Source organism: Pseudomonas nicosulfuronedens (genome assembly GCF_005877905.1).
Classification (GTDB): Bacteria; Pseudomonadota; Gammaproteobacteria; order Pseudomonadales; family Pseudomonadaceae; genus Pseudomonas; species Pseudomonas nicosulfuronedens.
Genome location: NZ_SWDV01000010.1, coordinates 63,033 through 74,975 on the forward strand (window position 1 = coordinate 63,033; position 11,943 = coordinate 74,975).

Annotated in this window: 11 protein-coding genes; 9 read left to right on the forward strand and 2 right to left on the reverse strand. The window is 65.7% G+C overall.

What is annotated here, in order from left to right; translation table 11 throughout:
* Positions 1 to 34: 34 nt before the first annotated feature.
* The 8 genes from FAS41_RS09685 (at position 35) to FAS41_RS09720 (ending at position 8,758) form a co-directional block, all read left to right on the forward strand.
* The gene (locus FAS41_RS09685; protein WP_138521641.1) at positions 35 to 223 is read left to right on the forward strand and encodes a hypothetical protein; all 189 of its coding nucleotides are present in this window, start codon (positions 35 to 37) and stop codon (positions 221 to 223) included.
* A gap of 175 nt (positions 224 to 398) precedes the next feature.
* A complete protein-coding gene (locus FAS41_RS09690; RefSeq protein ID WP_138521643.1) occupies positions 399 to 1,763 on the forward strand; it encodes a glutamine synthetase family protein in 1,365 nt (454 codons plus the stop codon).
* A gap of 198 nt (positions 1,764 to 1,961) precedes the next feature.
* On the forward strand, positions 1,962 to 3,275 hold the full coding sequence (locus FAS41_RS09695; RefSeq protein ID WP_138521645.1) for an NAD(P)/FAD-dependent oxidoreductase: 1,314 nt from the start codon (positions 1,962 to 1,964) through the stop codon (positions 3,273 to 3,275).
* 469 nt (positions 3,276 to 3,744) lie between these two features.
* On the forward strand, positions 3,745 to 4,668 hold the full coding sequence (locus FAS41_RS09700) for a LysR substrate-binding domain-containing protein (protein WP_138521647.1): 924 nt from the start codon (positions 3,745 to 3,747) through the stop codon (positions 4,666 to 4,668).
* Between the two features lie 139 nt (positions 4,669 to 4,807).
* Positions 4,808 to 5,893, forward strand: coding sequence for an ABC transporter ATP-binding protein (locus FAS41_RS09705; protein WP_138521649.1), 1,086 nt, complete (start codon positions 4,808 to 4,810; stop codon positions 5,891 to 5,893).
* A gap of 56 nt (positions 5,894 to 5,949) precedes the next feature.
* Positions 5,950 to 7,080 carry an ABC transporter substrate-binding protein gene (locus FAS41_RS09710; RefSeq protein WP_138521651.1) on the forward strand — a complete coding sequence of 377 codons (1,131 nt, stop codon included), beginning with the start codon at positions 5,950 to 5,952 and terminating at the stop codon, positions 7,078 to 7,080.
* 15 nt (positions 7,081 to 7,095) lie between these two features.
* Positions 7,096 to 7,932 (forward strand): ABC transporter permease, encoded by an 837-nt coding sequence (locus FAS41_RS09715; RefSeq protein ID WP_138521653.1) that lies wholly within the window; start codon positions 7,096 to 7,098, stop codon positions 7,930 to 7,932.
* Positions 7,933 to 7,942: 10 nt separating this feature from the next.
* Entirely contained in the window at positions 7,943 to 8,758 is an 816-nt protein-coding gene (locus FAS41_RS09720; RefSeq protein ID WP_138521655.1) for an ABC transporter permease, read from the forward strand.
* 149 nt (positions 8,759 to 8,907) lie between these two features.
* Here FAS41_RS09720 and tusA read toward each other — a convergent pair whose 3' ends face one another.
* Entirely contained in the window at positions 8,908 to 9,147 is a 240-nt protein-coding gene (tusA, locus tag FAS41_RS09725; RefSeq protein ID WP_015477744.1) for a sulfurtransferase TusA, read from the reverse strand.
* A gap of 157 nt (positions 9,148 to 9,304) precedes the next feature.
* On the opposite strand from tusA, the gene FAS41_RS09730 reads away from it, so the two are divergent.
* Entirely contained in the window at positions 9,305 to 10,861 is a 1,557-nt protein-coding gene (locus tag FAS41_RS09730) for an alpha/beta hydrolase (protein WP_138521657.1), read from the forward strand.
* Between the two features lie 162 nt (positions 10,862 to 11,023).
* Here FAS41_RS09730 and FAS41_RS09735 read toward each other — a convergent pair whose 3' ends face one another.
* Positions 11,024 to 11,902, reverse strand: a complete 879-nt coding sequence (locus FAS41_RS09735) for a MaoC family dehydratase (protein WP_138521659.1) — start codon at positions 11,900 to 11,902, stop codon at positions 11,024 to 11,026.
* Positions 11,903 to 11,943: the final 41 nt, after the last annotated feature.

Sequence of the window (11,943 nt, forward strand, 5' to 3'; positions counted from 1 at the left end):
GAGTCTCAGGAAATCGTCAGCCAAATCCTTCGACATGCACCTGCTCGTTTCGCCCGCACCGCTGGAACCCGTCGCCGCCCGCAAGGCCGGCAGCGCTGTCCGCCTGCCGCGCAAACATGCCCGCTGGCTCGAACTGCAACCGCTGACCCTGCCTCTGGAACTGGCCTTCTGGGCGCTCTGGCACTGCCGCCACGCGCGTCCACCGGATAGCACCTCTCGCTGACCGGGCACCCCGCCCGAATTCCTTCGACGGAACTACGCTCAGGATTGGCAAAACGCCAATCTCGAACAAGACGTAGCCCGTTGCATCGCTTGCCTGCCTTATACCCCCGTGCCCGTCGGCGCGGCCCTGGCCTGCAGGTCGTCAGCGCATCCGCCTGGATGCTAACGAGAGCCCCATGAATTTCGCCCCCGTGCAAGAAGCCCAGACTTTCCTGGCCAACAACCCCGATATCGAGATGGTCGAGCTGTTCATCCTCGACGCCAACGGCGTGCCGCGCGGCAAGCTGCTGCACCGCGAGGAGCTGCTGGCCGTGTACCAGTCCGGCCGGCCGCTGCCCAGCACCATCCTCGGCCTCACCGTGCACGGCGAGGATGTCGAGGATTCCGGCCTGGTCTGGGACGTGGGTGACATCGATTGCCGCGCCTATCCGCTGGAAAACAGCCTGGTGCGCCTGCCCTGGCGGCAGATTCCCACGGCGGCGGTGCAGGTCAGCATGCACCCGGTGGAAGGCAAGCCCGCCGACATCGCCGACCCGCGCCACGTGCTGATCCATGTGATCGATGGGCTCAAGGCCGATGGCTTCCACCCGGTGATGGCCTGCGAGCTGGAGTTCTATCTGCTGGATGCCAAGCGCGACGCCAATGGCCGCCCGCAGCCGGCGCTGGATGCAGACGGCGGTCGCCCGCGTGCCACGCAGGTTTATGGTCTGCGTGAGCTGGAGCAGATCGAGCCGTTCCTCGCCGACCTCTACGCAGCGTGCAAGGCTCAGGGCATTCCGGCGCGCACCGCCATTTCCGAGTACGCGCCCGGCCAGGTGGAAATCACCCTGGAACACGGCGACGCACTGCTCGCCATGGACCAGGCCGTACGCTACAAGCGCCTGGTGAAAGGCGTGGCACACAAGCACGGCATGCAGGCGTGCTTCATGGCCAAACCGTTCGATGACCTGGCCGGCACCGGCATGCACATGCACGTATCCCTGGCCGACGCCGAAGGCAACAACCTCTATGCCAGCGAAGACCCGGCAGGCACTCCGCTGCTGCGCCGGTCCGTAGGCGGCATGCTGAAAAGCCTGCTTGACTCGCTGCTGCTGTTCTGCCCCAACGCCAACTCCTACCGCCGTTTCCAGGCCAATAGCTACGCGCCGCTGGCGCCGACCTGGGGCTGCGACAACCGCACCGTGAGCCTGCGTGTGCCCGGCGGCCCGGCCCATACCCGCCACGTCGAGCACCGCATCTGCGGCGCCGACGCCAACCCCTACCTGGCCGCCGCCGCCATCCTCGCGGGCATCCATCGCGGCATCCGCGAGGAGATCGACCCGGGCGCGCCGGTGGAAGGCAACGGCTACGCCCAGGCCAAGGAGCTGCTGCCCACCGACTGGCTCACCTCGCTGCGTGCGCTGGAACGCTCCAGCTGGGCGCGCGATGCGCTGGGACATGAATTCCTCGGCGTCTACCTGAAGGTCAAGCAGGCCGAGTACCGCCAGTTCATGGGCGAAGTCGGCGAGCAGGACTGGCGCTGGTACCTGACGCAAGCGTGAAGTTGTGATGGAAGAACTGAAGAACCCCTCACCCCAGCCCTCTCCCAGAGGGAGAGGGGGCCGTTCGTGCCGAGATGAGCCTTTCGCTCACTGAAGCCATCGGCGGAAACCGAATTTTCAGCCCGCTCCAATCATCTCCCTCTCCCTTCAGGGAGAGGGCTGGGGAGAGGGAAAGCGAACAACAACAGGAACACCGAAATGAACGCTGCACTGAACCCCGTCACTCCCGCCCCCGAGCGCGCGAAGTCCTACTACTCCGCGAGCCTCAACGAAGAGACCCGCTACCCCACGTTGCAGGGCGAAGTGAACGTCGATATCGCCATCATCGGCGGCGGCTTCACCGGCGTCGCCACCGCCGTGGAACTGGCGGAGCGCGGCTACAAGGTCGCCATCGTCGAGACCAACAAGGTCGGCTGGGGTGCCAGCGGGCGCAACGGCGGGCAGGTCACCGGCAGCCTCTCCGGCGACTCCGCCATGGAAAAACAGATGCGCCAGTGGCTGGGCGACGACGTCGACGATTTCATCTGGCATCTGCGCTGGCGCGGCCACGAGATCATCAAGAGCCGCGTGGAGAAATACGGCATCCAGTGCGACCTGAAGTTCGGCCACCTGCATGCGGCGATGAAGCAGTCGCACATGGACGAGCTGAAGGCCACCTTCGATGACGCCAAGCGCCGTGGCATGGGCGACGAGATCACCCTGCTGGACGGCGCCGGCGTGCGCGCGCACCTGGAAAGCGACCTCTACTGCGGCGCCATCAAGAACACCCGCAACATGCACCTGCACCCGCTCAACCTGTGCATCGGCGAGGCCAAGGCCGCCGCCAGCCTGGGTGCGCTGATCTTCGAACACTCCGAAGTGCTGGACATCATCCACGGCCCGCGCCCGGCGGTAGTCACCGCAGGCGGGCGGATCAACGCCGCGCAGGTGATGCTGGCCGGCGACGTCTACCACAAGCTCGAACGCAAGCAGCTCAAGGGCATGATCTTCCCGGCCATGGGCGGCATCGTCACCACCAAGCCGCTGGGCGAACTGGCCAAGCGCATCAACCCGCAGGACCTGGCGGTCTATGACTGCCGTTTCGTACTCGACTACTACCGCATGACCGGCGACGGCCGCCTGCTGTTCGGCGGCGGCGCCAACTACTCCGGCCGCGACTCGCGCGACATCGCCGGCGAGCTGCGCCCGTGCATCGAGCGCACCTTCCCGGCGCTCAAGGGTGTGGACATCGAGTTCCAGTGGAGCTGCGCCATGGGCATCGTGATGAACCGCATCCCGCAGCTGGGCAAGCTGTCGGAGAACGTCTGGTACTGCCAGGGTTACTCCGGCCACGGCGTGGCGACCACCCACATCATGGGCGAGATCATGGCCACGGCAATGACTGGAGACCTGGAGAAGTTCGACACCTTCGCCCAGTGCAAGCACATCCGCGTGCCCATGGGCGACGTGTTCGGCAACCCGATGCTGGCGGCGGGCATGTGGTACTACCAGATGATGGAGAAGCTGCGCTGATAGGCGTCCGATGCGGAGATCGGCATAGGGCGGATGACGCGCCAGCGTTATCTGCCGCATGAGCAGCGGCGGATAACCTGTTCCAGGTTATTCGCCCTACGGTCGGACAGACTCCGGCGCGAACTCTTCGTAGGACCGAGGGGGACGCCTGGTCCTTGCTCGCGAATCGCACTCTGCCGCCCCCCCGGCAAATGCCTATGTAGGATGGCGTGGAGCGCAGCGATACCCATTGATGACCGGGCACCGGCAGCACGGGTATCGCAAGCTCCACCCATCCTACATTTGTGCTTCGCCGTGATCTCGACGTAGGCGGGGAGTCCGACCGTAGATAAGAACAGCCCCTACAATCCGGCAGCGGTGCCAAGGGGAAACACCTCGAAACCCCCACCCGCTCCGCCCGTACCCGCAACCACTCGACACCGCCGCCACGCTCAGGGATAAAGGCTCCACTTCGCCGTTGGAGTGAGCCATGCGTTTCCCCTCGATGACCGCCCTGCGCGTGCTGGACGCCGTTGCCCGCCTGGGCAGCCTGTCCGGTGCGGCCAGCGAGCTGAGCCTGACCCGCAGTGCCGTCAGCCACCAGTTGCACAGCCTGGAAGACTGCCTGGGCATCCCTCTCACCGAGCGGGTCGGCCGTGGCATCGCGCTGACCTACCACGGCGAATGCTTCGCCCGCGAGACCCAGCGCGCGCTGGCGATCCTCAACGAGGCGCGACGCTTCGCCAATGCCGAGGAAGTCTCCGGCCGCCTGTGCGTGAGCTGCACGCCAGGCTTCGCCACCTACTGGCTGTGCCACCAGATCGGCAAGTTCCAGCGCGCCCACCCGCAGGTGGAGCTGAACCTGGTCTCGCCACGGGTACCCGACGACGTCAGCGACCGCGACGTCGACCTGTTCATCGCCTACGGCGTGGGCGACTGGACCGACCTGCACGTGGACCTGATCGCCACCCTGGACACCTTCCCGGTGTGCAGCCCCTCGCTGATCAACTCGGTGGGCGGTCTCGACTCCCCCGAGGACCTGTCCAGCCTGCCCTTCCTGCACATGGTCGATCACTCCGACTGGCTGCTGTGGACGGCCGCCGCCGGGGTGAAGAACCTCAACGTGCGCAACGGCATCGTCTTCTCCGATGCGCACCTGGTGCAATCGGCGGCCATCGCCGGCCAGGGCGTGGCCATGGGCGATGCGCTGGTGAGCGGCGACGCCATGGCCAAGGGGCAACTGGTGCGCCTGTTCAACGTCGCCATCGAGCCGCCCAACCGCTACTACTTCGTCACCGACCCGGCCAAGTCCGAGCGCCCCGACGTCCGGGCCTTCAAGGCCTGGATGAAAGCCGAACTGCGGATGTCCGAGCAATTCCGCCAGGGCTCGCGCCACGCACTGATTGGTGAGTGATTTCGAACAATGAGGGCAAAAAAACGCGATTGAAGCGGAGAGAGATTTGACAATACTGCGTTAAAAAAAGGCCGCTGATTTTTACCGGTTCCTCACCCGGCGGCTGCTCGAACAAGAACAAGAAATCGAGGTAAGTGCAGTGGAGCAACAGCCCCAACTCCGTGCCATCAGCATCGGCAAGAGCTACGGAAGTTTCAACGCGCTGGATGGCGTGAACATCGATATCCAGCAGGGTGAGTTCCTCACTCTTCTGGGCCCGTCGGGCTCCGGCAAGACCACCTTCCTGATGATCCTTGCCGGCTTCCAGGACCCGTCCCGTGGTCGCCTGGAGGAAGGCGGCGCCGACATCACCAAGCGCCCCGCCGAGAAGCGCAACTTCGGCATGGTGTTCCAGGGCTACGCCCTGTTCCCGCACATGAGCATCGAGGACAACGTCGCCTTCCCGCTGAAGATCCGTGGGGTGAAGGCCGAGGAGCGCAACCGCCGCGTGCGCCACATGCTCGACGTGGTAGGCCTCGGCGAGCATCTGGGCAAGCGCCCCGGCGAACTCTCCGGTGGACAGCAGCAACGCGTGGCCATCGCCCGCGCACTGGTGTTCGAACCGGACATGTTGCTGCTCGACGAACCGCTCTCGGCGCTGGACAAGAACCTGCGCGAACAGCTGCAGGCGGAACTGCAGCGCATCCACCGCCAGGTCGGCACTACCTTCGTCTTCGTCACCCATGACCAGAACGAAGCCCTCGCCCTGTCCACCCGCATCGCCATCTTCAACCGCGGCCAGCTGGCCCAGGTCGATGATCCACAGACCATCTACAACCAGCCAAACAACCGCTTCGTCGCTGAGTTCCTCGGCAAGATGAACCTGTTCCCGCTCAGCCAGGTGGGCCGTGCCGGCGAACTGGCCTGCGGACGCTTCGGCGAAGCCGAACTGCGTGCCGGCTACTCCCCGGCGATACAGGCCGACGCACCGCTGTTGGCCGTGCGCCCGGAACACATGCAGCTGCACAGCGCCCCGCCGCAGGTGAATGGCCACAACGTGGTGCAGGCCGTGCTCACCGCGAAGACCTACCAGGGCGCCAGCACCGAGCTGTGCCTGGGAGCCGGCGCCGAAGGCAAGTTGCCGATGAGCCTGGCCGTGCACGCCGACCATCAAGCCTCGCGCCTGGAGCACGGCTCGAAGGTCTGGCTGAGCTGGCCCATCGAGAAAAGCCTGCTGCTGGCCTGAACCACCGAATGCGTTAGTCCCCTTTTCGCCATCCCACCTGATCGGGAGCTGCCCCCATGTTCAATCCGAAAGAGTTCAATCCGCACCAGCAAGACTGCATCGAAGTCCTCATCGAAAAGACCCGTCGCGGCCAGATCGACCGCCGTACCTTCCTCAAGGGCATGGGCCTGATGGCCGCCCTGCCGCTGGCCCTGCGCAGCGGCGTGAGCTTTGCCGCAGGCGACAAGCCGCTGGTCGTCGTGAACTGGGGCGGCGACGCCATCAAGGCGTTCGGCAAGGCCTGGACCGAGGGCTTCTCCAAGGCCACCGGCATCCCCACCAAGATCGACGGCAGCGGCCCCACCGAGGGTGCCATCCGCACCCAACTGTCCAGCGGCCGGGTGAGCTGGGACGTGGTCGACGCGGAAAGCTCGATCCTGCAGAACCTGGGCAAGGAAGGCCTGGTGCAGCCCATCGACTACAACGTCGTCTCCAAGGACAAGGTGCTGCCGGGCTTCGCCTACGAGTACGGTATCGCCGACTACATGCTCAGCTACGTGATCGCCTACGACAGCGAGCGCTTCGGCGACAAGGCGCCCAAGACCTGGGCGGACTTCTGGGACGTGAAGACCTTCCCTGGCAAGCGCACCCTCTACAAGTGGATGAACGGCATGCTCGAGGCCGCCCTGCTGGCCGACGGCGTGGCGCCGGACAAGCTCTACCCGCTGGACGTGCCGCGCGCGCTGAAGAAGATCGAAGAGCTGAAACCCCACGTGCTGGCCTTCTGGGGCTCGGGCGCGGAGACCCAGCAATTGCTGATCGAAGGCGAAGTGTCCATGGGCGCCATCTGGAACACTCGCGCCCAGGTGATTTCCGAGGACAGCGAAGACCGCATCAAGTGGACCTTCGACAACGCCCTGCTGGGCTGCAGCAACTGGGGCGTGCTCAAGGGCAACCCGGCCGGCACCGAGGCGGCGATGAAGTTCATTGCCTACGCCCAGGACCCGCAGTCCCAGGTCGAGCTGTTCAAGATGTTCGGCAACGGTCCGGCCAACCCCGCCGCCGCCGCGCTGATCCCGGACGACCGCAAGCACCTGAACTGCACCGACCCGGCGAACCTGCCCAAGCAGATCATGCTCAGCCACGAGTGGTACACCGACCACTACGCGGCGACCCTGGAGCAGTACCTGACCCACATTTCCAAGTGACGCGGAGCGCAGGTCATGGCCGATAACGCCCCCTCGCGGCTGAAGCTGGGCGCCCTGCTGCTGCCGCTGCCGCTGGTACTCTTCGTGTTCTACGTACTGCCCTTCCTCGGTGTGCTCGGCTGGAGCGTGACCCTGCCGGAGCCGGGGATCGAGCAGTACCAGCGGATCATGACGGACCCGGCGATCCACGACGTGCTCTGGCGGACCTTCCGCCTTTGCACCACGGTCAGCGTGATCTCCCTGGTGATCGCCTACCTGATGGCCTACTGCTGGGTCTACAGTCCGCCGTTCTGGCAGCGCGTGGTGGAAATCTGCGTGTTCATCCCGTTCTGGCTGTCGGTGCTGGTACGCGCCTTCGGCTGGCTGATCGCCTTGCGCAGCAACGGCCTGCTCAACGACTGGCTGCAGTACCTGGGCATCACTAACGAGCCTTTGCAGCTCACCCGCAACGAACTGGGCGTGGTGATCGGTATGGTCCACTTCATGGTGCCCTTCGCGCTGTTCCCGCTGGTCTCCACCATGCGCCGCCTCGACCCGCGCGTACTGCTGGCCGCACGCGGCCTGGGCGCGGGACAGCTGCGTACGTTCTGGAACATCTTCGTGCCGCAGACCATTCCCGGCATCCTCGGCGCCTTCATCATCGTCTTCGTGTTCTGCCTGGGCTTCTTCATCACCCCGGCGATCCTCGGTGGCGGGCAGACCGTGATGGTGGCCGAGTACGTCTACCTGCAGATGTTCCAGACCAGCAACTGGGGCCTGGGCGCGGCGCTATCGGTAGTGCTGCTGGCACTGGTGAGCGGGATGATCTGGGCGCTGCTGCGCATGACCCGCGTCGACAAGCTGGTGGGCTGAGGACTCAAGAATGAACGCACACGAAACCAAAGCCCCCAGCCGCCTGCTGGCGACCATGGCGATGATCTTCATGGTCTTCCCGCTGCTGGCGGTGATCCCGGTGTCCTTCACCAGCAAGCGCTTCCTGTCGATGCCCAACGGCAACTGGTCGCTGCGGCATTACCAGGCGCTGCTGGACAGCCCCGAATGGCTCTCGGCGATCGGCCAGAGCCTGATCGTGGCGACCGCCACCTGCATCATCGCCACCGCCCTGGCGGTGAGCTTCAGCCTGGGCATCTGGTACCTGCGCTCGCGCCTGGCAACCCTGCTGATCGGCCTGGTGCTGCTGCCCATGGCGATCCCGCCGATGATCTCGGCGATGGTCCTGTACTTCATGGAGACCAAGGTCAGCCAGTTCGCCCCAGGCATGGGCTACGACACCCTGGTCGGCCTGACCATCGCGCACATCGTGATGGTCGTGCCCTACGGCGTGGTGACCATGCTGGTGGCGCTGAGCCAACTGGACCGGCGCATCGAACTGGCCGCGCGCAACCTCGGCGCAAGCCTGGGCCAGACCACCTTCATGGTGGTGCTGCCGAACCTCAAACTGGGCGTGGCGAGCACGGCGCTGCTGTGCTTCGCACTGAGCTGGGAAGAAATCGCAGTGACCCTGTTCGTCACCAGCACCGAGGTGAACACCTTGCCCCGGCAGATCTGGTCCGGCCTGCGCGACAACATCGACCCGGCCGTGGCGGCCATCTCGGTGGTGCTGATCGCCCTGACCTTCGTCGCGCTGATCGGGCGGATGGTTGCCCAGAAGATTGCAGCACGACCGGCAGGCAGCTGAAGCCGCACTGTCGGCGTGACCGACTTGCACCAACCTAGGATGGCGTGGAGCGCAGCGATACCCGTCGATGCCGTGCACGAACAGCATGGGTATCGCTGCGCTCCACCCATCCTACATAGCGCTCCTCCGGCGAAAGCGGTGCAAGCGAATCACTCCGCCTTCTTGCGAATCCAGTACAGGTAAGTCCCCGCTTCTTCCTGCTGCTCCACCAGCTCGTGGCCGAGGAAGACGCAGAACTTGGGAATGTCGCGGCGGGTGGAAGGGTCGGTGGCGATCACCTTGAGCAGGCCGCCGGCCGGCAGGTCACGCACCTTGTTGTGCAGCATCATGACCGGCTCGGGGCAGTTCAGGCCGGTGGCGTCGAGGATTGCGTCGACAGGCTGGGACATCACGTCGCTCCAGAAAAACAATGGCGCATTGTCGCGCAAAGGGCACCATGCGGTCACCCCGCGTCCGTCCGGGTCACCGAACCTTGGTTGGGGGTAGGCGCTGCGGGCGCCGGGCATGCTGGCGCATCCGCCCAGCCCCTGATCGACAGGAATGACGATGCGCGCCCTCCTCTGCCTATGCCTCGCGCTGCTCGCCGGCTGCGCCGCTCGCGACCAGGTCCCCGACTTCAACGCCAGCATCGGCCAGGACCTGCCGGCCACCTGGTTCGAGGCGGTGATCACCGCCCGCGACGGCACCAAGCTTTCCGCCACCGTGTTCCAACCCGCTCTGAAGGCTGGCGAAACAGCGCCACTGATCGTCCACACCCACGGCTGGGGCGGCTGGCGGGTCACCGGGCCGGGTGGTTACTACGGCAAGAACATGATGTCCGGACGTGCCGCGCTGCGTGCCTGGAAAGCCGGCTTCTGGGTGGTCAGCTACGACCAGCGCGGCTGGGGCGGCAGCGACGGACGCATCGAGATGATGAACCCGCAGTTCGAGGTGCGGGACGCCAGTGCAGTGATCGACTGGGCCGCCACGCACCTGACCCGGCTGGACATGGACGGCCCGAACGACCCGCGCGTGGGTATGCTCGGCGAAAGCTACGGCGGCGCCGTGCAGCTGCTGGCCTCGGCGGAAGACCCGCGCATCGACGCCATCGTCCCCATCGCCACCTGGTATGACCTCGCCGCCGCCCTGGCGCCGGACGGCCAGCTGAAGATCGGCTGGGGCGGCGTGCTGGTGAGCCTGGGACTGGCCACTGGCTACGACCTGGGCAAATTCGTCCAGGCCGACTACCTGCATACCGCCGGCGGGCGCATGGCCGCACCGGTGCAGGCCGAGCTGCACGCCAACAGCCTTGCCAGCTATTGCGCGGCGGGTCGCCTGCCCCACGCCGACACCCTGCTGATCCAGGGCCTGCGCGACACGCTGTTCCCGCTGGACCAGGGCCTGCAGATCCGCCAGTGCCTCAAGCAGGGCACCGCCGACGTGCGCCTGCTGGGCATGCAGGGCGGGCATATCCTGCCGCCGCCGTTGCAGGCCTGGAGCGGGCTGCCACCGTTCAACAACGAACCGGTGATCCATTGTGGTTCGCGGGCGATCAACCTCTACACCGGCATAGTCGCCTGGTACGAGGAAAAGCTGCGCAAGCGCCCCGGCGCCGCCGACGGCGTACCGGACCTGTGCATCAGCCTCGATCTCGACCAGGGCGTGGCACTGGACGAGCTGCCACCACCCGGTCCGACCGTGACACTGCCTGCCACATCCATTCGCCCGGCGGTGAGTGGACTGGTGCAGCCTTCGCGATTCCTCGGCTTGCAACGGGTGAGCGAGCCCAGCGCCCTGCTGGGCAGTGCCGAGGTGCGCCTGACCCAACCGCTGACGGAACGCCCCGACGCACAGGTATTCGCGGCCCTGGCAATCCGCAGCGCCGATGGCCGCTTGCGCCGCCTGGATGAACAGGTGAAACCGCTGGCGAACCGGGGCAACACTCGTCTGAACGCCGTCAGCACCAGCCTTGCACCAGGGGATGAGATCGGCCTGCTGCTCAGCGGCTTCAGCGACCAGTACCTGTTCAACAGTTCCTGGCGGATGGCGCCAGTAGAATTGCAGGGTGAGGTGCAATTGCCGAGCCTGGTGCCGTTGCAGCCTCGCGTCGCCGAACTTCGGTAGGTACGTACCTATCGGCGAACCGTAGGATGGCGTGGAGCGAAGCGATACCCATCGACGAGTCGGCAAGCACAGCTGATGGGTATCGCAAGCTCCACCCATCCTACGAAGAGCACTGTGCCTTGCTCGCGAACAGAGCCGCACCCACACTTCTCAGCAGAACGACTAGCGCAACGGGCCGTCCGGCGCCTCGTCCAGCTGCGCCAGCAACATCGGCTGGCCATCGCCCTCGGCGGACAGCAGCGCCCATTGCTCTTTCTTGCCCAGACGCCGATACACCTGCTTCACCTGGCTACCCAGGGGCAATGGCGCCTTGAAGTGAGCATCCAGGCGGACGTTCTCCGCCAGGCGGCGGCCGGTCAGGCTGCGTGCCAGGCCCCACATGCCGTGGGCAAAGGGCTTGCCGAAGCCGTAGTGCGAGGCCATCAGCCGAGACAGGTGCAGCGGGTTGAAGTCGCCGCTGAGCCCGGCATAGCGCCAGCCGACGATCTTCGGCACACGCCATTGCACACCGGCATGTACCGGCGCCTCCAGGGTGTGCCACTGAGCACGCTCGGGCAATGGATCGGGCTCTCGCCCCTCATCGAGAAAGTCGCCACGACGCAGGTAGGTGGTGATCGACTGCCAATAGAGGATGTCGTGGTGCCAGGCCTCGGTGACCACATCCACCTCCAGGCCCAGCTCGCTGCGACGGCTGGTGAGAATGCGGCAGTCGAACTGCAGCGGCTCGTTCTCGTCGAGCAGACGGTAGCGCTGGATATGGCTGCGCAGGTGGATCAGCCCGACTACCGACAGTGGCATGCGCGAGCGGCTGAGCAGACGCAGGTGCAGCGGCAGGCTGATGACCTGCGGATAGAGCAGCGGCACGCCCAGCGCCGGATCGAGACCGAAGTGCTGGCGATACGCGCGCAGGTGGCGCAGGTCGAATTTCAGGGTGCGGCTGTCCATCGCCAGGTAAGGCACGCGCTCATCACGGCCGAGGCCGCGGCGTGGCAGCAACATGCGGCTGTAACTGCCCAGGAGGGAGGGCAACTTTCGCTTCACGAAGGTCTCCGGAGGATCTCGCGCCGCACAGCATGGGGCAA

What these genes read in the sequence shown, in the direction of transcription:
- FAS41_RS09685 (WP_138521641.1), top strand. Translation starts at nt 35, where the DNA reads ATGCACCTGCTCGTTTCGCCCGCACCGCTGGAACCCGTCGCCGCCCGC.
- FAS41_RS09690 (WP_138521643.1), top strand. Translation starts at nt 399, where the DNA reads ATGAATTTCGCCCCCGTGCAAGAAGCCCAGACTTTCCTGGCCAACAAC.
- FAS41_RS09695 (WP_138521645.1), top strand. Translation starts at nt 1,962, where the DNA reads ATGAACGCTGCACTGAACCCCGTCACTCCCGCCCCCGAGCGCGCGAAG.
- FAS41_RS09700 (WP_138521647.1), top strand. Translation starts at nt 3,745, where the DNA reads ATGCGTTTCCCCTCGATGACCGCCCTGCGCGTGCTGGACGCCGTTGCC.
- FAS41_RS09710 (WP_138521651.1), top strand. Translation starts at nt 5,950, where the DNA reads ATGTTCAATCCGAAAGAGTTCAATCCGCACCAGCAAGACTGCATCGAA.
- FAS41_RS09715 (WP_138521653.1), top strand. Translation starts at nt 7,096, where the DNA reads ATGGCCGATAACGCCCCCTCGCGGCTGAAGCTGGGCGCCCTGCTGCTG.
- FAS41_RS09720 (WP_138521655.1), top strand. Translation starts at nt 7,943, where the DNA reads ATGAACGCACACGAAACCAAAGCCCCCAGCCGCCTGCTGGCGACCATG.
- tusA (WP_015477744.1), bottom strand. Translation starts at nt 9,147, where the DNA reads ATGTCCCAGCCTGTCGACGCAATCCTCGACGCCACCGGCCTGAACTGC.
- FAS41_RS09730 (WP_138521657.1), top strand. Translation starts at nt 9,305, where the DNA reads ATGCGCGCCCTCCTCTGCCTATGCCTCGCGCTGCTCGCCGGCTGCGCC.